The organism is Paenibacillus sp. EKM211P (assembly GCF_011066175.1).
In the GTDB taxonomy this organism is placed as follows: domain Bacteria; phylum Bacillota; class Bacilli; order Paenibacillales; family Paenibacillaceae; genus Paenibacillus; species Paenibacillus polymyxa.
Map to the genome: position 1 here is coordinate 480425 of NZ_JAAMNS010000002.1, position 25394 is coordinate 505818.

At 46.7% G+C, this 25394-nt stretch carries 18 protein-coding genes and 1 pseudogene; 5 read left to right on the forward strand and 14 right to left on the reverse strand.

Going from position 1 to position 25394, the window contains the following annotated elements:
• Window positions 1-84: 84 nt before the first annotated feature.
• The 4 genes from G9G57_RS05185 to G9G57_RS05200 form a co-directional block, all read right to left on the reverse strand.
• Window positions 85-528, reverse strand: coding sequence for a HEAT repeat domain-containing protein (locus G9G57_RS05185; RefSeq protein ID WP_016821892.1), 444 nt, complete (start codon window positions 526-528; stop codon window positions 85-87).
• 257 nt (window positions 529-785) lie between these two features.
• Window positions 786-1127 (reverse strand): cupin domain-containing protein, encoded by a 342-nt coding sequence (locus G9G57_RS05190; RefSeq protein ID WP_040103134.1) that lies wholly within the window; start codon window positions 1125-1127, stop codon window positions 786-788.
• Window positions 1128-1199: 72 nt separating this feature from the next.
• Window positions 1200-2444 carry a PTS ascorbate transporter subunit IIC gene (locus tag G9G57_RS05195; RefSeq protein WP_238799258.1) on the reverse strand — a complete coding sequence of 415 codons (1245 nt, stop codon included), beginning with the start codon at window positions 2442-2444 and terminating at the stop codon, window positions 1200-1202.
• Between the two features lie 327 nt (window positions 2445-2771).
• Window positions 2772-3788 carry a substrate-binding domain-containing protein gene (locus tag G9G57_RS05200; RefSeq protein ID WP_031462008.1) on the reverse strand — a complete coding sequence of 339 codons (1017 nt, stop codon included), beginning with the start codon at window positions 3786-3788 and terminating at the stop codon, window positions 2772-2774.
• A gap of 337 nt (window positions 3789-4125) precedes the next feature.
• On the opposite strand from G9G57_RS05200, the pseudogene G9G57_RS26170 reads away from it, so the two are divergent.
• A pseudogene (locus tag G9G57_RS26170) lies at window positions 4126-5314 on the forward strand (glycoside hydrolase family 5 protein).
• Between the two features lie 456 nt (window positions 5315-5770).
• Here the strand turns inward: G9G57_RS26170 and nfi are convergent.
• The 3 genes from nfi to G9G57_RS05220 all read right to left on the reverse strand — a co-directional run bounded on the left by nfi (window position 5771) and on the right by G9G57_RS05220 (window position 7798).
• Window positions 5771-6475 carry a deoxyribonuclease V gene (gene nfi, locus G9G57_RS05210; protein ID WP_164964604.1) on the reverse strand — a complete coding sequence of 235 codons (705 nt, stop codon included), beginning with the start codon at window positions 6473-6475 and terminating at the stop codon, window positions 5771-5773.
• A gap of 82 nt (window positions 6476-6557) precedes the next feature.
• The gene (locus tag G9G57_RS05215; protein ID WP_164964605.1) at window positions 6558-7139 is read right to left on the reverse strand and encodes an NAD(P)H-dependent oxidoreductase; all 582 of its coding nucleotides are present in this window, start codon (window positions 7137-7139) and stop codon (window positions 6558-6560) included.
• 74 nt (window positions 7140-7213) lie between these two features.
• Window positions 7214-7798 carry a TetR/AcrR family transcriptional regulator gene (locus G9G57_RS05220; protein WP_107734633.1) on the reverse strand — a complete coding sequence of 195 codons (585 nt, stop codon included), beginning with the start codon at window positions 7796-7798 and terminating at the stop codon, window positions 7214-7216.
• 253 nt (window positions 7799-8051) lie between these two features.
• On the opposite strand from G9G57_RS05220, the gene G9G57_RS05225 reads away from it, so the two are divergent.
• Window positions 8052-8612 (forward strand): oxidoreductase, encoded by a 561-nt coding sequence (locus G9G57_RS05225; RefSeq protein WP_107734630.1) that lies wholly within the window; start codon window positions 8052-8054, stop codon window positions 8610-8612.
• 39 nt (window positions 8613-8651) lie between these two features.
• Here G9G57_RS05225 and G9G57_RS26180 read toward each other — a convergent pair whose 3' ends face one another.
• On the reverse strand, window positions 8652-9239 hold the full coding sequence (locus G9G57_RS26180) for a DUF4183 domain-containing protein (RefSeq protein ID WP_107734628.1): 588 nt from the start codon (window positions 9237-9239) through the stop codon (window positions 8652-8654).
• A 449-nt stretch (window positions 9240-9688) separates the two neighbouring features.
• Here G9G57_RS26180 and G9G57_RS05235 point away from each other — a divergent pair, with 449 nt between their 5' ends.
• Complete coding sequence (locus G9G57_RS05235; RefSeq protein WP_017426787.1) at window positions 9689-10102, forward strand: DUF4183 domain-containing protein; 414 nt, start codon at window positions 9689-9691, stop codon at window positions 10100-10102.
• A 123-nt stretch (window positions 10103-10225) separates the two neighbouring features.
• Here the strand turns inward: G9G57_RS05235 and G9G57_RS05240 are convergent, their stop codons facing one another.
• Window positions 10226-10963, reverse strand: coding sequence for a cyclase family protein (locus tag G9G57_RS05240; protein WP_017426786.1), 738 nt, complete (start codon window positions 10961-10963; stop codon window positions 10226-10228).
• Window positions 10964-11362: 399 nt separating this feature from the next.
• Here G9G57_RS05240 and G9G57_RS05245 point away from each other — a divergent pair, with 399 nt between their 5' ends.
• Window positions 11363-12646, forward strand: coding sequence for a pectate lyase family protein (locus G9G57_RS05245; RefSeq protein ID WP_107734626.1), 1284 nt, complete (start codon window positions 11363-11365; stop codon window positions 12644-12646).
• Window positions 12647-12791: 145 nt separating this feature from the next.
• Here G9G57_RS05245 and G9G57_RS05250 read toward each other — a convergent pair whose 3' ends face one another.
• From G9G57_RS05250 to G9G57_RS05270, 5 genes are all read right to left on the reverse strand, one after another.
• A complete protein-coding gene (locus G9G57_RS05250) occupies window positions 12792-13859 on the reverse strand; it encodes an ABC transporter ATP-binding protein (RefSeq protein WP_016821906.1) in 1068 nt (355 codons plus the stop codon).
• Between the two features lie 213 nt (window positions 13860-14072).
• Window positions 14073-15452 carry a sensor histidine kinase gene (locus G9G57_RS05255; protein ID WP_044787592.1) on the reverse strand — a complete coding sequence of 460 codons (1380 nt, stop codon included), beginning with the start codon at window positions 15450-15452 and terminating at the stop codon, window positions 14073-14075.
• A gap of 2 nt (window positions 15453-15454) precedes the next feature.
• Entirely contained in the window at window positions 15455-16165 is a 711-nt protein-coding gene (locus G9G57_RS05260) for a response regulator transcription factor (RefSeq protein WP_016821908.1), read from the reverse strand.
• A 193-nt stretch (window positions 16166-16358) separates the two neighbouring features.
• Entirely contained in the window at window positions 16359-16856 is a 498-nt protein-coding gene (locus tag G9G57_RS05265) for a hypothetical protein (RefSeq protein ID WP_164964606.1), read from the reverse strand.
• 157 nt (window positions 16857-17013) lie between these two features.
• The gene (locus G9G57_RS05270; protein ID WP_164964607.1) at window positions 17014-23790 is read right to left on the reverse strand and encodes a WIAG-tail domain; all 6777 of its coding nucleotides are present in this window, start codon (window positions 23788-23790) and stop codon (window positions 17014-17016) included.
• Window positions 23791-23979: 189 nt separating this feature from the next.
• Between G9G57_RS05270 and fabV the strand changes: the two genes are divergently transcribed.
• Complete coding sequence (gene fabV / locus G9G57_RS05275; RefSeq protein ID WP_164964608.1) at window positions 23980-25167, forward strand: enoyl-ACP reductase FabV; 1188 nt, start codon at window positions 23980-23982, stop codon at window positions 25165-25167.
• Window positions 25168-25394 lie beyond the last annotated feature (227 nt).

Below are 25394 nucleotides of genomic sequence, written 5' to 3' on the forward strand. Positions count from 1 at the left end.
AGATAACACCTTATCCTTGTTAAGACTTCGTTTGCATAACCAATAATAATTCTCAGCATTACATTCAATGACAGGGTTCAGACATTATCTTGTGGATAACGAAGCCCATTTTTGCTCCAGCCACTGATCAAATTCAGCACCCTTGTCGCCTTCATATGCGTCATAAATATCAACTCTCATCTTATGCAGCTTCTCGCGAAAATCGTTATAGGTATGGTCGGCTGGCAGGCTTTTTTTAATCCGCACCAGAATCTTCGTCAACCCCTTAACAAGCTCACCCTCTTTGCGCACAGGCGGCTGTACGTTTTCTCCCCATTCCTGAAGCTTGTGGTAAGCGGCTTCCTGAACAGCATATACCATATCATTATTCATTCGGTGCGTCAGCAAGTCAATCGTCTGCTGGTTCTTCCATGCACCCAGATCATTCACCGCAGCTAGACGCGCTTTCCAATCGGAGGTTCGGTTTGCAGCCACCTTAAGCTGCTCATATACTTCTGCAAATTCCTGCTGAGTTTCGTTGTTTTCCAAAATAATCTCATCCTTTTCTAAAAATCACTACACTGCTGTTTATCACGATTGCCGTTTGTTAAATATAACATACTTGCAGGTCTTCTACTAAAAAAGATCATTATGAAGTGTATTGGAGCTGCAGCCAATAATACGAACAAAAAAGAACCCAAGGCTCCGCCTCAGGCTCACTGGTGCAGATTAACAACTGAAAACCTGCGTTGGTACAGTTTTTTTATATTCGGCATGCTCGATAATATCTATTTTAGTAAGAAAATTTATAGAAAATCGGCACGTGCTGGTGTAAATGCATCTAGCAAAATTCCGTCATCCTCCAGCGGGATACAGCCATGAAGAGTGTCGGATGGAAAATGGATGCTGTCTCCTTCTTTAACAGTCTGCACTTCCTTGGTTTGCCCATTATCGATCATGAACTTAAAGCTTCCCTTCAAAACATAAGTGACTTGTTCATGGGCATGCTTATGCAACAGGATCTCCCCAGTTTGGGCTTTAGCAAACATCACTTTGACATACATAAGCTGGTCACTGTGGGCCAGCACTTTCCGGGTCGTATTACTGTCTACTGTATCCATTTGAATATCTTGGTCATTAAAAAACATGAATCATTCCTCCTTATTTAGAACCCAATTTATTTAGATGAGTTATTTTAAAGATTCATAAATCGATTTAGTTTAAAACCAGCGGAAAATAAGCCAAAGTAATCCGGATAGGGTTGTAAAGTCGGGATCGGCGAATGTCACTCCGTCGGCACCCAAAAAAGAAAAGAACGGCAAGGTGAGAGCCGGCAGCAGACAGAGCAAGAATCCATTAAGACAACTGGAAATGACTGCCCCTCTAAAACCACCGCTGGAATTGCCAAATATCGCGGCTGCACCGCCAGCGAGAAAACAGGCCATGATCCCCGGTACAATAACAGGCAGTCCGATAAGCGGGAAAACAAAAACGCAGGCCACACCTGTGAAAAAGCTGACCAAGAAGCCTACCAACGCGGAATTGGGTGATTTGTCGAACAGTACCAGAACATCCACCCCAGGAACTGCTCCAGGTGCGAACACTTGGGAGAACCCCTTGAAAGCGGGTACAATTTCAGTCGTGAACAGCTTAACACCTGCTTTTGCGATATACAAGCCAGCAGCAAAAGTGGCTGATTGTTCGAGGATAAAGACGAGGTATTCTTTGCCGTTAGATAATTTGCTGACATATTCAGAACCAGCAACCAGTCCAGATACCAACAAAAGCACCAGCATCGTCAAGGTTGTTGCCACATTGGGATCACGCAAAAAACTGATGCGGTCATTTATTTTTACATTTTCGGTGTCATGTTCACGATTGCCCAAAACTTTTCCTAGATAGGTACCGAGAATGTAAGAAGTCATGGAAGCATGAGCAATTGTATATTCATCCGATTTAATAATATTTTTGCTGGCATTCCGGAGCAGGTAAGGAAACACCGCCATGTAGCTCCCAATGACCAAAGAACCAACGATGATTGTAGTCAGCGAACTGAGACCCAGACCTTTCATAACGGCTGTAGCGGCAAAGCTCATGAACAGAATCAAGTGAAGAGACAAATAAATGTACTTGAACTTGGTCAGGCGCGCAAGCACGATGTTAAGGATCATGGAAAAGAGTAAAATGAGTGCAGCATCCGCCCCGATCTGATCAATGGTCAGTGCCATGATAGCTTCATTACTTGGTACGACACCTTTAAGGTTGAACGCAAAAGAAAATATTTGGCTGAAGTTTGTGAGCACGCCTCCTAAAATTCCGCCGCCGACCTTGATCATGGTGAAGCCCATGAAAGAAAGGGTGGTTCCCGTTATGATCTCGGATACTTTCTTCCTCTGGAATACGAGACCGAGTAATGTCACAATCGCAATAATGATGGATGGCTCCCTGATAATGCTCATAAACATTTCCATAGTGATCTCCGACCTTCTTTTATCATATTTTTCATTCTTACTAAATCGATTTAGTAATGCTTGAAAAAAATTTCCCTTCCGGGAATGTAAAAAGAAGTAGAACTGCCTTTTGTGAATTTTAGTACAAGTTAAATCATAAATTTCCGTTTAGGGTTCACTCCTCCCCTCTTTTAAGTTACAGTCATCACTACACTCAGCAACATACATACATGAAAGGGTATTCATGACTCGAATCATAAGATCATTATAGCTCTTTATTTTCTTTTTACAATAGAATCCATAAAAACGTTTTCAAAAAGAAAAAATACTTATTCCAACTATTCAGTTTAACTTTTGGACAGATTCTCTGTGGTTAATGACCGGATTCAAACGGATGATTTCTGAAGGCTGCTCCTGCTCTTTTTGATCGATTTTATCGAGCAGTAGCCTCGCACTTCTTTTCCCCATTTCAAAACTCGGCTGGGAAACGGTAGTGATCGGCGGATTATAAAAAGATGCAAAGGATACATCATCTATCCCAATCAAGGAAAAATCGTTGGGTATGGTCAGATGATTATTTTTGGCATAGATCAGCACCTGCTCCAAAATCATGTCATTCGTAGCAAGGATTGCGGTAGGCGGGTTCTCCATATGAAATAGTTGTCTAATAAGATCAGGCATTTCATCCAGCCTGCCGCTTTTGATATAGTTTTCATGCACGGATATATCATATTTGCCGAGTGTATTCCTATAGCCGGACAGCCGCTCACTTCGTGTAGTAATCGCTTTTTTGCCTAGAGGGAACGTGATGATGCCAATGTTTTTGTGACCATGCTCAATCAGCGCTTCAATCGCAAGCTCGCTAGCTTTTTCATTATTCAACAGCACCGTGTCTACGCTGATTTCATCGATTTTTCGGTCCACAAACACGAACGGATAGCCACTTTTGACAAGGGAAACATATAATTTTTTGTTCTCTTCTGTAGGAAAAATAATAAGTCCATCCACTTGCCGAGCAATCATCGACTGGACGTACTTTTTCTCTTTGAGGGAATTATCATCGGTATTGCAGACAATGACCTGGACATTTTCCAGTTGGCATTCATCTTCAATCGCGCGCACAATCTCTGTTGTAAATCTCGACAAAATAGTTGAAGAAATAACCCCCACAATAAAAGTCTTCTTTTGCTTGAGACTGCGCGCCACCTCATTGGGAATATAACTGAGCTCCTCAATCGCTTGCTCAATCTTCTTCTTGGTGCTTTCACTCATATAGTTGTATCTTTTATTCAGAAACTGCGAAACTGTGCTCTTCGACACCCCTGCACGTTCTGCGACTTCTTTCATCGTTGTTACCATGATTCCCCCCCTTTCTATATTTGCGTATTAGGCATGTGCTCATTTTCACTATATCTGTACTCTGCAACCTGTATGTAATGTGAATTTCCTTTATTATATACCTTCTTTTACAGGAGGAAAATATAATAAATATGAGTTGAAACGTGCCTTCACCCCATACCCCTACCCCATAAATGCTGGACTCCTAACCTAAATATACCTTGTTGCAAATCTAATAATTTCGAACAAAATCTTAAAAATATACAAATTTTATGAACTTGTCTGATGGAAGATTTGAACATAAAATGAAAATGTAATCGGTTACAATATCATTTATATAAAGGAGGAAGCAAGAATCATGAAGAAAAAAGGGTTCAAAAAAACATTTTTCGTCATTGCCTCCCTCGTCATGGGCCTCACACTGTATGGGTACACTCCACCTTCGGCAGATGCAGCCAGCGTGAAAGGATATTATCACACCCAAGGAAACAAGATTGTAGATGAATCCGGGAAAGAGGCCGCATTTAACGGTCTGAACTGGTTCGGTCTGGAAACCCCTAATTACACCTTGCATGGACTGTGGAGCCGCTCAATGGACGACATGCTGGATCAGGTGAAAAAGGAAGGCTATAATCTCATCCGTCTGCCTTACAGCAATCAGTTATTTGATTCCAGCTCCCGTGCTGACAGTATTGATTACTACAAAAATCCTGATCTGGTCGGATTGACTCCGATTCAAATTATGGACAAGCTGATCGAAAAAGCTGGACAACGCGGTATTCAGATTATCCTTGACCGTCACCGCCCAGGCTCAGGTGGACAATCCGAGCTATGGTATACCTCTCAGTATCCTGAGTCCCGCTGGATCAGCGACTGGAAGATGTTAGCTGAACGTTATAAAAACAATCCTACCGTCATCGGTGCAGATTTACACAACGAGCCACACGGTCAGGCAAGCTGGGGAACAGGCGATGTCTCCACAGACTGGCGTCTCGCGGCGCAGCGTGCAGGGAATGCCATTCTGTCCGTGAATCCAAATTGGCTGATTCTCGTAGAAGGTGTGGACCATAATGTACAAGGCAACAACAGCCAATATTGGTGGGGCGGCAACCTGACAGGTGTGGCTAATTATCGTACTGGACGTGCCGAACCGTGTCGTATATTCACCACATGACTATGGTCCTGGTGTGTCTTCGCAGCCATGGTTCAACGACTCGACCTTCCCGTCCAACCTGCCAGCAATCTGGGATCAAACCTGGGGCTACATCAGTAAGCAAAACATAGCTCCAGTGCTGGTTGGTGAATTCGGCGGTCGCAATGTCGATTCGTCTTCCCCTGAGGGTAAATGGCAAAATGCACTCGTAGACTATATTGGTGCCAACAACCTGTACTTTACGTATTGGTCCCTGAATCCGAATAGCGGCGACACAGGCGGTCTGCTGCTGGATGACTGGGTTACCTGGAATCGTCCAAAGCAGGATATGCTGAGCCGGATTATGAAGCCTGTTGTTTTCGTAGCGGAGCAAGCGAAAGCAGCAGCCGAATAGGCACAGGACTTCAATCCGATTATTAAAAAAGCCGATTTTTCCTCCTTCAGTCCAGCTTGTGCTGGGACTACGAAAAGGTGGAGAAACGGCTTTTTTTATTTTCCAGTTTTACACCTTGTAAATTCCCCATTGAATGGGTCATATTGTAAACTAAATCTCTCTTTTAACCGATAAATACATATGTTGGACGTGAAAATTTGTTATTGTCGGCAGTTTAGTATCCGCTCTTGGGCTTGACTCCATAGATTCCCGGCTGCCGATGGCTTTTGTGTTCATTGTGTCGGAGTTATTATCCCTATGCATTCTTGGGGCCCTGCCGGTCTAGCGATCGGATTTATTTTAATCGTTGCATCGATATTTATATAACGTTGATTGCAAAACATGAGCTATTCCAAACACCACAATGCGAGCTAGTTGCTCCACTGTGGTGTTTTTCCTTATGTAGAGCGATTATGATCAGATACTCCCCTGGTTTATTTGTGATAAAGCTTTTCTCACAAGCTGATCAGCTTGTCGAGTGGTCTCAGGTAAGCGATATTGTGGACAAAGCTTTAATATCCAGTTGCAGGCCGTTTCTAATGAAATACGATGCCCTACAGATACAAACAAAGGTTTAATGTTGTCCTGGGTTCTTAACGCCCCGCCGATAATCTCCTCATGATCCATTAATAACGAACATGCCCCTCGTTCTCGAGATGGCTCTTCGAATTCACCCCATAGCCTCGTTTTACCACATCCAATTGTAGGAATATCAAATATAACACCTAAATGACTGGCTAATCCGAATCGTCTAGGATGGGCAATTCCTTGTCCATCGCAGACCACCAGCTGGGGAGAGGTCTTGATTTGCTTCAATGCTTTTACTATAGGCGGCAGCTCCCTGAATGAAAACAATCCGGGGATGTAGGGAAAATGGACAGCATCTTCAACCACTATGGATTCCACTACTTGTAATGAGCTAGCATCTAAAATCACGATGGCCGCAACTAAGAGATCACTTTGTTCACTGTATGCCACGTCTACCCCAGCAACATATTGAATTTCAGGGAATCGATCTTCTTTTGTAACTTTTAAAGATAACTCCTGCTGTAATTTCACCGCTTCTTTTTCATCTAGATCCCATTCATGATTTATGATTGGTTCCATTTTTCTGTGCCTCATTTCTATCCTCTTAGAATGTAATTTTCCGAATGTCCTCTATATGTTAATGGATCAGCGTGTTTGCTATTGAGATGGCGAAAACCTAGCTCATGCTTCGTCCTAGCTGCTCAACCTTGCTCAGCCATTCGTTACGCTGTTGCTCTGTCCTCTTATTCATAAGATCAATGGTCGTAGAACGCACTGGCTTGACACCGCATAAATGTAGTGTGGAATCCTTCATCATCCGATGCCCAGGCTGTCCCTGGAAAAATCGATAGTACCAGTGCGGACCGTCCATCGTTGTAATGAGGCGGGCTGTTCTTCCTTTTAGAAGCTTGTCAGGCAGGGGTTTTCCTTTTTGATACTTAAACGCAAACCCCGGCATAAAGGTACGGTCAATGAATCCTTTCATTAATGCAGGCAAGCTGCCCCACCAGATTGGAAAGACAAAAACGAGATGTTCTGCCCATTTAATCGACTCCTGTGCTTGGATCAAATCAGGTTCCAACGGCAATTTATTACGATATCCACCTAATAGATTTGGATTAAAGTCCAACGCGGATAGCTGCAACAAACGAACCTCTGCTCCTGCAGCCTTCGCTCCTTTTACATAGGATTGAGCCAGCGCTTCACCATAACTGCCAGCGACCGGATTCCCTTGAATCACCAATATTTTTTTAGACATATAAGCCACTTCCTACCTTCATATTATGACTTTAGTTAGAAAACACTAACTTTATATTTAAAAAGAAAAGGTCATTACTGACCTTTACTTAATAAAGCAGTTAAACGTTGTTTGACCTCTGCTGCCAATGGAGCCAGTTGCTGTGGAAGTTCCCCTTCCAGGCTGGACACGGACAAGCGTGTAATGGCTCCAATGATGAGCACACCGGATAGCTGAACATCCTGCTTCGGCAGTTCACCTTGTTGAATCCCCTGTTCGATGAATTCAGTCAACGCCTCCAGCGGCTGACGCACATTCTGGCTATGGCTTGCTTCAACATACAGCTCATGATGCTGTGATAGTAAAAGCAATCCATACTGGTCCTCATCATGCATATTCAGCACTTCATCCACCAGTTGATGGAAACGACTGACGAAGCTACCATTCTGCTTGCGATAAAAGTCAATTAAGGTGGTATAGCTATTGCAATACTGCCCGAATACCTCCAAGGCCATCGCGTCTTTACTCTTAAAATGCTTATAAATCGCGGCATCTGTCACACCGGCAGCCTCTGCAATTTCTTTGACCGAAATCCCATCAATTCCTTTGGTTGCAAATAAGCACATCGCTGCCTGCAGAATATCCTTCTTTTTACTGTCTACATGTGTTTTCTTATTCATAGGATTATAGTAAGTGATTGCTAACCAAATTGCAAATCATATTTATACAGTTTCAACCTGTCTGTATGCTTGAATTTAAAATCCATCGTAATAAACCTAAAATACCATGTTTTTATAAGTGAATGGTCATGAATACGTTAAATGATACGTGTATCGCCTCATTTTATTCCTATAAAATACATATGTAACCGAATAAAAACGGGCGTTCTGAACCGTAAATAAAGAGGACGGAAAAGCAACCGATTGGCATACGCTGCATTACGGCGCTCGGGCGCTAGGACAAGTGGGGCTAATCATGCTTGAAGTGCATGCAGTCACCCAGCAGGGAAAAGATTCAGGCAGCCTTGGCATATGGAGCGACGAGCACATTTCCCCGCTGCAAAAAGTGGTGCAAGCCATTCATGACCAAGGCTCTAAAGTCGGTCTCCAGCTTTGGCATGTCGGACGCAAGGGCTCGTTGCCTCAAGAAACAGCTGTATCCGCCTCTGGTTTGCCTCACCGCGAACGGGCGACCTCCGCACTGTCTTTAGAAGAAATCCATAATCTTGTGCTTGCCTTCAGAGATGCCGCTGTACAGGCTTCGCAAGCTGGAATAGATGTCATTGAATTTCGTCAGACTGCTGGTATAGCTACCGCAGCCGTAGGCTTGATTACTCACGGTACTCAAGCCAAGGAAATTTTGCGTAATGGTCGGGCGGATCTGGTTGCGGTAGGCCGGGAACTGCTGCGTAATCCATTCTGGCCCAGACAGGCAGCCGAACAACTCGGTGTTCGTATTGAAGGACCTGCACCCTATAACCATTTTTGGTTTTAAAATAATGCCCATCACTTGAAGTATTTATCGCGAGCGATGTCATGCACTGTATCGCACACTAAATTGAACAATTTCCACAATAATAGGTGTGCCGGAGGAAATTGTCTCCCCTTCGCCGAGGTGAATCGTCAGCGATGAAGGTGTCAAGCTGAACAACGTTCTTTCTTGTAACATTCCGTTAATATACAGATTAGCATAACTATTGCTTCCGACATGAAACCTCTGAGAAGCTCCTTGCACACCATCTACAGAAAATTGATCCGCCATAATCGTGACTGAAGATTCAATCGGATCAGGAGTAAAATAAAAATACCGCTCAGCCATAGGGACAATTTCAATATTGGAGATGTCAGGTGCCGGACCGGTTGGACCCGTTATACCTTGGGCTCCAGTAGGACCGGTTACGCCCTGTGCTCCGGTAGGACCGGGTGCACCTGTTGCGCCTGCACTACCTTGAGCTCCAGTTGGACCGGGCACTCCCGGTGCTCCCTGTGTTCCTGCAGGGCCCTGTATTCCTGGTACTCCTGGCACTCCCGGCACTCCTGGCACTCCTGGCGTTCCTGGCACCCCGGCTTCACCTGGAAGACCTGCTGAACAGGGCATACCTTGCTTTCCTGTATGCTCCATCCTCTTCCGTTTAGCAGGAGTATTTCTGAAGCGACGTTGTATAATAATTAGCTTTGGATGCTTTTGGGCATGCAACCCCGTTTTTGTTTTACCTTTGAATGGATACCTAGGCTTACACTTTTTTCGTTTGTTGATCTTGCAATGTACTGTTCTCTTTCCTTGCCTTCTTAGTGATGCATCACGTCTCCTCATACCAGCCGTACACACCTCCTCCTCTCATGCTTATGTATTGTATGCACATCTCCCATTAGGGTCTTAGGCATTTGTAATATGCAGATTCCAAGTATTCGCTTTCATTTTTTGTGCAGTAAAATAGGGCCTTCTCCATTTACCCTATTATTAATAGAAAGGTTCATATGCCGTTTCCGAATAGGTTGAAAAATCATTTATTGATTAAGAGCCAGCGAATGGCTCATACCACATACCAGTAAAGAAAGGAGATGAGAACTATGCCAATCATAAAACCTGTATTTACAGCAGTAGCCACGGCTCCAGTGTCAACGGGGGGTGCTATAACCACGACCATAACCCCAGCAACTACCCGTTTTTTTGCAACCATTACAGCCGGGATGATCGGAGCAACAGAAACAACTGTTCCTGCTGCCAGCTTCGTAGATGACGCCGATGCTCCCGTGGTTGCTTTACCGGCATTAACAGCCACAGATTCTTCTAATTATTATATTAACGGAGTCATTCAGCAGAGCTCCTTATTCACCCTCTCCACAGCAAGTCTGGTCATTGCCTCCGTAGATATTACACCAGGTGTCCCGGTTGTTATAGAAATAGCAGATTTTAGCGGTACAACCTCTACTATCACCACTCAACCTACCATCTCAGCCCCTACTGTAACGATTATCACATAAGGCGTTTCAATGATTTTGAACCAAGCCGGACTGAATGGTCATTCACGCTGTACACTACCCCGTATATGCTAGAAAAAGACCGATTCAGATGTCGATATCTGAGTCGGTCTTTTAAGCTCAAGATTAAGGCAAAATAGCAAAGGAGCGCACCGGAAAACCGGGTGAATCCTGAATGCTCGGAACGATATTATAAATGATTGCGCCCGTCGGAGGCAGCTTGTCCAAATTTGTCAGCACCTCAACTTGATATCGATCCTGCTCCAATATGTAATATTCCCCTACCAGTTTGCCCGCTTTTCGATAAGCTACAGAGGAGTCCGTATCCAGTGTTTCATGTCCGATAGCAGCAACATTCCGTTCTTCTACCAAAAAGCGCAGCGCATCCAGCGACCAGCCTGGGCAGTGTGCATCTCCGGCATTGTCCTTGTTCGAGAAGGCATCTGGATTAGGCCAGCGCTTGCTCCAATCACTGCGAAAGGCGGCAAAGGACTGTTCGGCAATACGTCCGTGCTCTTTTTCAAAATCCAGAATATCCGCGACCGTAAGCTCATAGTCGGAATTGGCTGCAACGGCTGCTGAACGGTCAATGACAACCAGCGGTAAAACCAGTTCCTTCAACGAAAGCTCATGTAAATAACGTTTCCCCTTCACAAAATGAACGGGAGCGTCAATATGAGTTCCATACTGCCCTGGAAAGCAGTATTGTTTTACAAAAAAGCCATCGTCGTGGGTAAACAAGGTATCCACCTGAACGTTATCGAAAACCGGAAAATGGGGAATTTCAGGATAAAAGGCATGGGACAAGTCCACCCACTCTTTTTGCTTCAACAACTTCAATACATTTGCTAAATCCTCTGCCATGATGCCGATTCCTCCTCAGCTTTATTACAAGCATTGTACCTGAGGATACTACAAAAATCCATAATTCTCCTGTCATTTTTCATCACTTTTTGACTTGGAATCGTTAACATTATCAGAAAAACTATTTTATCTTTATTCACTGAAATAACTCCATATAATCATATATACAATTCCCATTTCCTATGATTGTTAACGTTTTCATTTATATGTATGCATTTTGATTGGAAAAAGAAGGTCTCTATTGAATTATTTAAAAATTCGACAAAAATTTTAGTATGTAACTTTTATTATATTAACAAATACTGGTACACAAAGTATGATAGAACATGTAGAAACTACAGGAGCACCCGGGACTCCCTCGTTCGTCTACTCCATTTATCCAATATACGGAGGTATTTTATGAAAAAGAGATGTTCACTCGGAATCGCAGCCGTGTTATTGTTCGCTACTCTGGCTCCTATGGGTGCACCTGCTCATGCAGCAAGCGATATTGGCAAGGAGACACTTGGCAGCAAAGACGGTTGGGCCGCCTTTTCTACAGGCACGACAGGTGGAGCTACTGCTACTTCCTCCAATACTTTCACCGTAACGAACCGCAAACAACTTGTCGATGCGTTAGGCAAAAGCAGCAACACTACACCTAAAATTATTTATGTCAAAGGTACAATCAATGCCAATGTCGATGACAATAATAAAGCGCTAGGATTGAACGATTACAAAGACCCTAAGTATGATTTCAATGCGTATCTCAAGGCGTATGATCCGTCTACATGGGGTAAAAAGGTTCCTTCTGGTACATTGGAAGACGCACGTAAGGCATCACAGAAGAATCAAGCTAGTCGTATCGTTATTGAAATCCCATCCAATACAACGATTGTCGGTCTGGGCAACAATGCTATCATTAATGGTGCAAACTTCCAACTGAAAAAGGGTACAGACAACGTCATTATCCGTAATATTGAGTTTCAGGATGCCTACGATTATTTCCCGCAGTGGGACCCAACTGACGGCAGTACAGGCAACTGGAATTCAGAATATGACAGCATTACCATTAACGGAGCTACGCATGTATGGGTGGATCACAATACGTTCAATGACGGGGCTCACCCCGATAGCGGAAACGGCACCTTCTACGGTCAAGAATACCAACATCATGATGGACTGCTCGATGTGATTAACCAGGGTGATCTGGTTACCGTTTCATACAATCACTTTTACGATCATGACAAAACATCCATTATCGGCAACAGCGACAGCAAAACAGCAGATGAAGGGGCTTTACGTGTAACCCTGCATCACAATTATTATGAGAATACAGTACAACGCACACCGCGCGTACGTTATGGACAAGTCCATCTCTATAACAATTACTATACAGGTGATGTAAAACGCTCTGAATACCCTACGCTGTATATATGGGGCGCAGGCAAATCCTCCAAAATCTTTGCTGAAAACAATGTCATTGACGTTGCGGGACTATCCGCAGCCAAAATTGTGACTGTTTTTGGTGGGACTGCCTTGTCAGATACTGGCACACTTCTGAATGGACAGGCCGTAAACGCAGGCTCCAGCGCGGGTTTTAGCTCCTCTGTAGGCTGGAAGCCATCCTTGAACGATAAAATTTCCCCATCCGCCAGCGTGAAGGCAGAGGTCACTTCCCAAGCCGGTTCCGGCAAGCTGTAAGCGCTACCGTATAATACAAATCACCACAAACTCATGCAACCTGTGGTGTTACACCAAAAAGGCTGTTCCTCCGTAATATTATTCCATACGGAGGAACAGCCTTTTTTTTATTTATCATCTGTTTATTTATAAATTATATATTGCTTTAACTGCCGTATTGTTCAACTAAAACCGGCTTTTCAAATGCGTTATCCAGCTTGCGAAGTTTAGCCTTCACCGCTTCTGGTGGCTCAACTGCAGGTGCATCTGGATGAAGCAACCATGATTTCACAAAGTGTGTATCAGACAATTGATAGAGCGGAGGCTCTTTCTCAAAGTCAATTTTCATGGCATAAGAACTGCGGGCTGCAAATGCATCCCCTACAGGTGGGTGAAGCAGATCCGGTGGTGTTCCCGGGATGGCAGCCAGCTTCTGACCATGGCTGTCCAAACTAGGCATGGAAGCAAGGAGTCCCCATGTATATGGATGTTTTGGGTTATAGAAAATTTCATTAACCGTACCTGTTTCCACGATTTGCCCTGCATACATAACAGCAACGCGATCGGCCATTTTCGCCACAACACCGAGGTCATGAGTAATAAAGATGATAGAAGTATCAATCTTTTTCTGAAGATCCTTCATCAGTTCCAAAATTTGAGCTTGAATCGTTACGTCCAGCGCAGTCGTCGGCTCATCGGCAATCAGAAGTTTCGGATTAGCAGCCAATGCCATCGCAATGACGACACGTTGACGCATACCGCCACTAAATTCATGCGGATATTGGTTAAAACGCTGTTCAGGATGCGGAATACCTACCAGATTCAGCAACTCAATACCCCGCTTGCGAGCAGCGTCCTTGGATATCTTTTCATGCTTGAAAAGCACTTCCGTGATCTGCTTACCGACTTTCATCGTCGGGTTAAGTGAAGTCATTGGGTCCTGAGAAATCAGGCCAATTTCCTTACCACGAATTTTTTGCATCTGCTTTTCCGTTTTATTAATCAGCTCTTGTCCGTCAAACATAATTTGACCCTTTTGATAAATACCTGGAGGGGTCGGGATCAGCTTCATAACAGCTTGTGAGGTTACGCTTTTGCCTGAGCCGGATTCACCGACAATCGCCAGCGTCTCTCCTTTATTGACATGAAAGTTTACGCCACGAATGGCCTGCACTAGTCCCTGACGGGTCTTGAAAGATATCGTTAAGTCCTTCACTTCCAAAAGGCGGTTCATCTCATCACTCTTTCATTTATTATTCATCACTATTATTGACCACTATCTAAAAAAACGACGTTCATGAGTCAAGGTATATACGAATAATTTTACTCATTTTAGTACCTGCCAGTCAAGCAATATCTAAAATATCACCAAAAACCTTTCATGGTATGTCATGTTAGTGGTATATATAAGCGAAAAAATGATTATTTTTAACCATTTTTGCCTCATTTATAACATGTGTTGAATGTAACTGAAGCGTGCACCACCTAATGGCGATCGTGTACAAAGTAGTTCTCCATTCAGTCGGGAGGCTATTTGACGGCAGATGGCCAATCCTAGTCCCGTGACGCCATTTGATCCTGTATAGAATCTTCCAAACACCTCGGCTGCTTCAGACTCGGTTAGTCCTCTCCCATCATCATCTACATGCATAACCCACACAACCTCCGCCGTTGTCCCCGTCTCCAAATGAATGACAACCTCCGTTGAGGTGTGTCGAACTGCATTTTGCAGCAAATTCAATATCATGCGAAATAATTGCTCAGCCGGAACGGCCACATGCAGACCCTCTCCCTCCACTCGAAGCGAGATAGAGCGTTCACTGGCCATCGGCATCAATAGATGAACAGCGTCCTCCGCCATACTTCTCAGATCAATCAGAGAGACAGGCCATTCCTCATTCAGCGCCTCCAGCCTCGATAGCTGAAGCAACTTTTCCACCATATCAATTAATCGCTGGGATTGCACTTTAATAATGCTCAGTCCCTCGTCCTGGGATACCACTTGATCCTGAATAGCATATACATAACCTTGAATGGACATTAACGGAGTCCTTAGCTCGTGTGATACATTTTGCAGAAATTCAATCTGGCTGTGGTGGTGGTGCTGAATGCGGGCCGACATGGAATGAAAGGTGCCTATCAGTTCGCCAATTTCGCTTTTGTCCGCCTGCGGAAAATCACTATCCTGTGGCTGATTCGGCTCATAGTTGCCTACCGCCTCTTTCAATCGTTTGAGTGGACGCACCAGACGTGAAACAATCATCAGACCAATAACGAGAATCACCAGAAAACTCGCTACGATCGATAGTAACGTAGTTCTCATTAACGGTACATAGAGGGCTCTCAAAGAAGATAAGGGTGAGTATACAAAGATGCGGAAAGGTTGTCCGGGCAGTTCTTCATTCGTAAACAACACCTTTTTACCTTGAAGCACCGCAACGCCTTCATGTGTAGTAACCAGATCGTGGGCAGACGGATGAACCGATGCAAAAAATCCTTGGCGGGTCAAAAGCAAATGCTCGATCTTTTTGCCTTCCATCCCAGAGACGCTGGAGTCGATGATGCGGTTATCCGTGCTTAAAATAAAGTAATCGGCAGATAAAAGCACACCCTTGATAACATAGTTAAATTCGGCATTATCCAGTCGATCAAAGCCTCCGTCACTCATAATGTGGACGGCTTTGCGTGCCTGCTCATGAAGCTTGGATTTGGCCTGATTCACCAGAATGTCATCGATGAGCCTAATAAATAAGACCACCGTAATACAGACAGTAATCAGCATGGCAATGGACAGGGACAGCAGAATTTTGGCTCTCATCGTACGCATGGCTACATCTCCTGAACCGTTGCTTTATATCCAAATCCCCATACCGTGTTAATGACAAGCGTAGAGTGGTACTCTGCCAACTTTTTGCGAATACGTTTGACCAGATCATCTACGACTCTCACATCACCTATAAAGTCATAGCTCCACACCTGCTGAATCAAATGCTCTCTACCAAAAGGCCGTTCCAGATGATTCGCAAGAAACAGCAACAGGTCGAATTCACGTGAGGTCAAATTTAACGTTTGTCCGTCTACTGTAACTTTACGAAAGTCAGCAAAAATGCACAGATTGCCTGCATGGCAAAGATTTGTGCTCTCTGCTGCTTGCTTGTCATCGGATGCAGACGTGCCCGCCTTGCTCAGTCTCAGCATCGCTTTGACCCTTCCCACCAGCTCTCTTGGATTAAAGGGCTTGGTCAAAAAATCACTGCATCCCAATTCCAGCCCGTGGATACGGTCACTTTCCTCTCCGCGCGCGGAGATCATAATGATCGGCATTTCTGTAAACTCACGAAGCTGAGTCAATAGAGAAAGCCCGTCAATGCCCGGCATCATAATATCAAGCACGAGGCAATCTGGACGGTTTGTTCGGATATGCTCTACCAATGTTTTCCCACTGGAAAAGGAAGTTACCTCGTAGGACTCTTTTTTCAAATATTCAGATATTAATTGCAAAATGAACACATCGTCATCCACTACTACTATTTTTGTCATGGCCTTAACCCCTTGCCGTTGTTCTGGATGCTAGCATCCTTTCTTTAAGCTTAACAGAAGCCCAGCAGAATAGACAAAAGACGGGTATACCGTTCCCGGTCCCGTCTTTTCTTATCATGAATCGCTGCTGTATATGCCAGGTGAACTGAAAGCTAACTACACTTCTACCTTATTTTCTACCTTATTTTCTACCTTATTTCTTAGTTGTTACTACTTTAGCTGCTGCCTTTGGAGCAGTTTTGGCTGGGACTGCTTTTTTTACTGGAACTTTATGGGTTACTTTTTTAGCTACGACATGTTGTGCACGAGTTTTATGTGCTGCTACCTTGTGTTGAACAACGTTATGTTTTTTCACATGATGTTTAACTGTGCGGTGTTTTGCTTTCACTGCTTTTGCTTTGTGGCTTGCCACTTTTTTCGCAATGGCTTTTTTGGCAGGAGCTTTTTTTGCTTTGGTTGTTGCTTTATGAGCTGTTGCAGCTTTTTTAACAGGTGCTTTCACCACAGGTGTTTTCGTTGCAGGCGCTTTTGACGGTGCTTTGCTAGCAGGAGTCGTAACCGCAGGAGTTTTGATGGCTGGTGCAGGGGTGGCTGGAGTTGTGGTTGCTGTAGCGGCGAATGCGCTGCTTGCTCCTCCCAGTACGCTTACTACGGTCAATACGGCTGCTGCATTTTTAGTCCATTTTTTCATGATTGAATCACCTCTCCTTTAAAGTATCTTTAGCTTATCAGGAGAATTCGGGATAATTGTGGAGCAAATATGTGAAAAGTATATGAAAAAGCGTGCAGCTCTGTATCTGGAAAATACATGAGTCTGCACGCTATAAGTGTTGCAACCATCATCTCCACTAACCGATGGCAATCCAGGAAATAATACCGTAGTTATGCGCGGTTTCACTCCACTTGGTTACAACGATCACCGCTCCATTAGTCGTTTGGGATTTCAGTGTTGCATGAAAGAGAGGATGGTTCGTCATCGCTACCAACGTGTAGTCCGGGTTCACAAATGGCTCCCCAAATACAATGGTTACTTCCGTCTCTCCTTCGCTTCCTTTTAAAAGAAACGGCGCTCTGCCAAACTGCTGTAATGCAGGCTGGTTCGCACAAGTACGAACCGGGGTGATGCTCAAATGCTCCGGTGTCACTGCATTCAGTTCCAGCTCACGTGAGCCAACGGAACCTTCTGCCAGATGATGACCTTCGATGCTCTGCTCTGCCACATGATGACTTTGTACCGCAGCAGCCTGTAGATGCTCTGGACCTACAGCTTCTGGGCTTAGCACCTCACTGTTGACGACCTGATCCTGCAGATGGCCGCGGGATATACTGTTTGCCTGAAGTTTGTCGCCACTGATCCCTTCCTCCGGTAAAATCCCCGAGAGATGAATATCTGTGGATAATTGATCCAGTGTCACCGAGCCGGGCTTTATGTGGTGCGAATCAATGACTTCCTTTGCAATATGCTGACCTTCAATTGCCTCCTCAGCCACATGGCGGGACTCCACCGTTCCATCTGCGAGTTTGCCGGACGTCACTGCTCCATCCTGTATAGCTTGCTCTGACACCGCCTGCCAGCCGATATGCTGTGACTGAATAGCTCCTGCTTGCAAATGCTCAGATTGAACAGAATCCGGTGAAATGTGACGGGACTGCACAGCCCCCTCTGCCAGTGCTGACTCTTGAATCGCCCCATCGGACAAATGCTGGGAGTGCACGGCATGCTCTGTCAAATGTACGGAGCTTACGCTAGCTTCCGCCAGATTCGAAGCACGCACCGCGCGAAGCGCAAGCTTCTCAGCGTTCACGCTACCTGCCTGGAGCGCGTGAACAGATACACTCCCTGGCGCAATATGCTGGATCGTCACTGCCGAAGGCTGCAAGTGGGCTGAGGTGATAGATTCCGGCGCCAGATGGCTCGACTGGATGGTCTCTTCTGCCAAATGATGGGCTTGCACGGCTTCGTCCGTAATGTGCCATGGCTGGACGGAATGTGGAGATATTTTGGCAGCTGTCACAACCTCATCTGCCAGTTTGTCGGATGTAACGGACTCATCCTGTAAGGCATCGGTCGATATCGACTGGGATGCCAGATGCTCGCCCTGAATGGTTCCAGTGTGCAGATGGTGTGACTGGATCGATTCCGGGGCAATATGCACGGACTTCACTGCACCTTTTGCCAGCGCTGTATCCTGGACTGCGCCAGTTGCCAAATGCAGGGTGTGTACCGACTGTGCGGACAAATGCGAAGGACCCACGCTGCCTTCCGCAAGATTCGCCCCTTGTACCGAGTGGACCGCCAACTTCTCCGAGGTGACGCTTTCCGCTTGTAGCGCACGACTAGACACACTATCCGAGGCCAGATGGCTCGCAAGCACAGTCGAAGACTGCAAGTGGGCTGAGGTGACGGACTCTGGCGCCAGATGGCTCGACTGAACGATCTCTTCTGCCAAATGATTAGCTTGCACGGCTTCATCCGTAATGTGCCATGGCTGGACGGAATGTGGAGATATTTTGGCAGCTGTCACGACCTCATCTGCCAATTTATCAGACGTAACGGACTCATCCTGTAAGGCATCGGTTGATATCGACTGAGATGCCAGATGCTCTCCCCGAATGGTTCCAGTAAGCAGATGGTGCGACTGGACCGTTTCCGGGGCGATGTGTACCGACTTCACTGCCCCCTCGGCTAGCGCTGTATCCTGTACTGCACCGTCTGCCAGATGCAGGGTGTGTACCGAATGTGCAGACAGATGTGACGGGCCGACGCTGCCTTCCGCAAGATTCGTTCCTTGCACCGAGTAGGCTGCCAGCTTCTCTGAGGTGACGCTTTCCGCTTGTAGCGCACGACTAGACACACTATCCGGAGCCAGATGGCTCGCAAGCACCGCCGAAGACTGCAAGTGGGCTGAGGTAACAGATTCCGGTGACAGATGGCTCGACTGGATGGTCTCTTGTGCCAAATGATTGGCTTGCACGGCTTCGTCCGCAATGTGCCACGGCTGTACCGAGTGAGCCGACAGCTTGGCGGCAGTCACACCCTCATCCGCCAATTTATCAGACGTAACGGCTTGATCCTGTAAGGCATCGGTCGATATCGACTGGGATGCCAGATGCTCGCTCTGAATGGTTCCAGTTTGCAGATGATGCGGCTGGATCGATTCCGGGACAATGTGTACCGACTTCACTGCCCCCTCGGCTAGCGCTGTATCCTGGACTGCGCCGACTGCCAAATGCTGAGTTTGTACCGACTGTGCGGACAAATGCGAAGGACCGACGCTATCTTCCGCAAGATTCGTCCCTTGCACCGAGCGTGCTGCCAGCTTTTCCGAAGTGACGCTTTCCGCTTGTAGCGCAAGGCCAGATACACTTTCTGGTGCCAAATGGCTCGCAAGTATCACCGAAGACTGTAAGTGAGCTGAGGTGACAGATTCCGACGCCAGATGGCTCGACTGAACAGCCTCTTCTGCCAAATGATTAGCTTGCACCGCTTCATCTGTAATGTGCCACGGCTGTATGGAGTGAGCCGACAGCTTGGCGGCAGTCACACCCTCATCCGCCAATTTATCAGACGTAACGGACTCATCCTGTAAAATATCAGTCGATATCGACTGGGATGCCAGATGCTCGCCCTGAATGCTTCCAGTGTGCAAATGGTGCGACTGGATCGATTCTGGAGCGATATGCACAGATTTCACTGCTCCCTCTGCCAACGCTCTATCCTGTACCGCTCCGGCTACCAGATGCCGGCTGTGTACGGACTGTGCCGACAAATGTGACGGGCCGATGCTGCCTTCCGCAAGATTCGTCCCTTGTACCGAGCGCGCTGCCAGCTTTTCCGAGGTGACGCTTTCCGCCTGTAGTGCACGACCGGATACACTATCTGGCGCCAAATGGCTCGTAAGCACTGAGGAAGCCTGCAAATGGCGAGAGGTAACGGATTCCGAGGCCAGATGGCTTGACTGGATGGCTTCTGTCGCCAAATGATTTCCTTGCACCGCTTCATCTGTAATGTGCCACGGCTGTACCGAGTTGACCGACAACTTGGCGGCAGTCACACCCTCATCCGCCAATTTATCAGACGTAACGGACTCATCCTGCAAAGCATCGGTCGATATGGCCTGGGATGCGATATGCTCGCCCTGAATGCTTCCAGTGTGCAGGTGATGCGGCTGGATGGACCCCGCGGTAATGTGTACCGACTTCACTGCTCCCTTTGCCAGCGTTGTATCCTGTACTGCACCTGTTGCCAGGTGCCGGGCGTGTACCGACTGTGCAGACAAATGTGACGGGCCGACGCTGTCTTCCGCAAGATTCGTTCCTTGCACTGAGTGGGCTGCCAACTTATCCGAGGTGACGCTTTCCGCTTGTAGCGCACGACCGGACACACTATCCGGGGCCAGATGGCTCGTGAGCACTGACGAAGACTGCAAGTGGGCTGAGGTTACACTTTCCGGCGCTAGATGGTTCGACTGGATGGACTCTTCTGCCAAATGATTTCCTTGCACCGCTTCGTCTGTAATGTGCCACGACTGTACCGAGTGGGCCGACAGTTTGGCGGCAGTCACACTCTCATCCGCCAATTTATCAGATGTCACAGACTCATCTTGTAAAGCATCGGTCGATATGGCCTGGGATGCAATATGCTCGCCCTGAATGATTTCAGTATGCAGATGGTGTGGTTGGATCGATTCCGGGGCAATGTGCACGGACTTCACCGCTCCCTCTGCCAGCACTCTATCCTGTACCGCTCCAGCTGCCAAATGCCGCGTGTGTACGGACTGCACAGATAGATGTGAAGGGCCGATACTGCCTTCTGCAAGGTTCATTCCTTGTACCGAGCGGGCTGCCAGTTTTTCCGAGGTTACACTTTCCGCTTGTAGTGCACGACCGGACACACTATCCGGAGCCAAATGTCTCGTTAGCACCGAGGAGGCCTGTAGGTGCACCGAGGTGACCGCTCCAGATGCCAGATGGGTCGAGTCCACAACCGCCACGGCCAAGTGGTTGCTTTGTACAGCTTCATCCATAATATGCCCGGACTGCACTGCATGGGCTGACAACTTGGTAGAGGTTACACTTTCCTCTGATAGTTTGGCAGAGGTAACCGCTTCATCCTGTATGGCTTGAGTCGCTATAGCTTGCAATGCAATATGTTCTCCCTGAATGATCCCGCTTTGCAAGTGCTCGGATTGGATGGATTCTGCTGCAAGATGCTCAGACTTCACAGCATTCTGGGCTAATATCGTGTCCTCTACTGCTCCTGCGGCCAAATGTCTGGTGTGTACGGCCTGTGCAGCCAAATGTCCGGGTCCCACGCTGTTTTCCGCCAGGTTGGAAGCCTGCACAGCCCGAGCCGCTAACTTCTCGGAAGTGACGCTTTCCGACTGAAGGGCATGGCCGGACACACTATCCGGGGCGAGATGTTTGGTTTGGATCGAAGCAGACTGCAAATGGTTGGAGGTGACGGATTCCGGAGCAAGATGATTCGCCTCCACTGCCTCAACAGCCAGATGGTTGCTTAGCACCGCTTTATCTGTAATATGCCATGGCTGCACAGAACGAGCAGACAGCTTGGAGGAAGTGACACTGCCCTCAGCTAACTTAGGTGCAGTAATTGCCAAATCATTAATTTTATCCGTAGCCACACTTTCCGGCGATAGTTTCAACGAAGTAACGGCATGATCCTGCAAATGGTGGGAGTATACCGCACCGCTGGCCAAATGCGCGGTTTGAACAGCGCCTTCGCCTAGTATGTCTGCGGTAACGGACTGTTCTTGCAACGCCGCGGTTCCGACACTATCTTCCCCAAGATGCTTGCTCTGTACAGAGCTCTGGGCCAAATGAGTTGAGTCCACCGCTTGAGCCTGTAACGCCTTTCCGCCCACACTATTGTCGGCAAGGTGGTTTTCACGGATGACTCCCGTTGCAATGTGTACGTGGGTAACGGCTTGAGACGCAATTTTATTTCCGGTTACCGCCCCTGTGCTAATTTTAGTTTCTATAACCGCCTCGTCAGCGATTTTGTCAGACTTAATAGCGCTCGAAGCAATGTGATTTTCCTTGATAGCCTGATTCGCCACATGGTGATCCAGAACTGCACCCTTCCCTATTTTCTCGCTTGTCACAGCCCCGGAATGCAAATGTTGCTCCGTAACCGCCTCTGATGCGATATGATCCTTCCGAATAATTTCGGATTGAAGATGCACGGAAGAAACTGCCTCTGGAGAAATTTGGGGTCCTTGTATGGCTGCTGTTGCAATATGTCTGGTAAGTACCGCCTCATCGGCAATTTTGTGTGGGAGAATGCTCTGATCCGATATTTTGGATGAAGTGACGGATTGATCGACAATTTGCAATGAGCCTACAGACTGATCTGCCAGTTTATTGGACTGAATACTCCGATCCGCGATATGCCGTGCTGTCACTTGGCCCGTTCCAAGCTGCTCTTCCCCGATGGAGCCGGGACTGAGATGCTTTCTTTCAATCGCTCCTGCCTGAATGTGCGTACTGGTGACTGCCTCAGACTCCAGATGACGTCCGCTGACAACGCCTTCCTCCAATTGTTCTCGGCCTACAATACCGTTGGATAGCTGCTTGCGATTAATCGAACCCGGAGCTAGATGCCGGGCAAGAACGGCATGCTCGGTCAGGTGTGCGCTCTCAATGCTGCCTGCCTGGATTTTAGCTCCATCCACAGCCCCATCCCGCAGTTTGGAGGTGGTCACAGACTGATCACCCAGCTTGGAGCTATCAACAGCTTCATTCGCCAAATTGTTCGATTGAATCGTACCGCTGCGAATTTTATCTGAGGTGACCGACTGATCTTGAAGCATATCTGAAGACACGATCCATTGCTTGAAGTGACGACTCTCAATCGAGCCATTGGCAATATGATCGCCGCTAATAATTTTATCCGCCAGCTTTTCTGGAGTGATGCTGCCATCCCGAAGTTTTTCACCACTAATAGAGCGATCCTGCAATTTACTGCCTGCCACTGATGCGTCCGACAGATGCTCGACCGTAATGGAGTCGGGAGCAATCTTCGAAGCAGTCACAGCACCGTCAGCTATTTTAATGGTATGAACAGCATAATCTGCTAAAGATTCCGTTTGAATACTCTCTTGTTTCAGCTTGCTGGAATCTATGGAAGCAGGAGCGATCTTCTCACCCGTCACAGCGAGATCACTCAAATCGTCTGTATAGATGAAAGCATTGTTTACATGTGGAGCCTTCTTATTGTTCAAAATTTCTTCCACATCAATTGGATCTGGTTCTGGTTCTGGTTCTGGCTCTGGTTCAGGTTCCGGTTCTGGATCTAGTTCTAGCTCTGGTTCTAGCTCTGGCAGTGGAGGTTCTTCCATCAAAGCTGGAGTCTCCTCTACATCTGCAACCTCAATCTCTTTCTCTTGCAGAGCCTCGACTTCAGGCTCGACAACTGTCTGTATCTCCGACTCCTCTGTAGTTGGGGGAGGCGGAGAAGCAACTTGATGAAGTCTTGCTTCTGTCTCCCTCTCCGCAGGCAGTGGCTTTGAGCGTTGTATCATACTTAACTCATTCATATCCGGGTCAATTACACGATAGAGCGGCTTTTTGTTTCTGTTGGTTTTGCGGCTCTTGTTCTTCAAGCAGCTCTCTCCCTTCTCATGTTTATCGTTACAGCATCATATGCAGACTCTTAGGCACTTGCCACCCTGTACAGGGATACACTTTTGGGTAAAAAGGATACTTACTGAAATCCACGTTTGAAAAAAAATTGTTAAAAGTTAAAATAGTAAGGGTGAAGATTGCTACAAGAAGAGAGGAATTACAATAACATGATTATCAAACCAAGAACACGTGGCTTTATCTGCACCACTGCTCATCCGGTGGGCTGTGCCCAACATGTTCAGGAGCAAATTGACTATGTACTAGCCCGTCCTGCTATCCACGGACCTCGTAATGTGCTTGTGATCGGGGCATCTGCCGGATATGGGTTGGCTTCTCGAATTACGGCCGCTTTCGGTGCGCGTGCCAATACAATTGGTGTATATCGTCCTAGCAATGCTACGGCTACACGCACAGCATCAGCAGGCTGGTACAATTCTGCTGCATTTGAAAAAGCCGCTCAGGAAGCTGGGCTTAAATCTTTAAGCGTGACAGGAGACGCCTTCTCGGATGAAGTCAAAGCCAAAACGGTGGAAGCCATTCGTGAAGAACTGGGACAAGTCGATCTGGTGGTTTACAGTGTTGCTTCAGGTCGCCGTACCCATCCCCGCACAGGCGAAACGTCTAATTCCGTGCTCAAACCTATTGGTGAGCCCTATACGAATAAGACCGTTAACTTTCACACCGGTGAAGTCAGCAGCGTGACGCTCGAACCGGCTACAGAAGAAGAAGTACAGGGGACTGTAGAGGTTATGGGTGGTGAGGATTGGAAATTGTGGATTGACGCTTTGCGTACAGGCGATGTACTCGCTGATAACGCCACTACCTTCTCTTTTTCGTATATCGGTTCAGATATTACCCAAGCCATCTACAGAGAAGGCAGTATCGGAAGCGCAAAAGATCATCTGGAGGCGACAGCACGCCAACTGAACGACCAGCTGAAAACCACAGGTGGACGCGCCTTCGTCGCAGTCACCAAAGGACTCGTTACCCAATCCAGCTCAGCCATCCCTGTCGTTCCTCTGTATATTTCCGCTTTGTATAAGGTGATGAAGGAGAAAGGGCTGCATGAGGGGTGCATAGAGCAGAGCTACCGCCTATTTGCCGAGCGTCTGTACGCCCCAGAAACTGCTGTAGATGAAGAGGGTCGTATTCGCATTGATGATTGGGAATTGCGCGAGGATGTGCAGGCAGAAGTTGCGAACATATGGGAGGAACTGACGACCCAAAATATCTATGAATTATCCGATCTTGAAGGATATCGTCGCGAATTTTTCCAGCTGTTCGGCTTTGTATTCGAAGGTGTAGACTATGATGCTGATATTGATCCCATTGTAAATATTCCTAACGTGCGCTAAGCCTTTTAGTGCCGCCATTCTGTTAGAAAAATATAAAAAAAGCTGTCTCTGGCAGAAGAACATTTCATTCTGCATAGGGACAGCTTTTGTTTTTTAATTAAAAGGAACACTTGTGTCTGTTTTGATCTACAACATGGCGCAAACATTGCAATTTTAAAATTGTTTTGATATTGTACAAGTAGGCATAGCAAAATCCCTCTTCTTACCAAGAGGGTACACACAGCTGG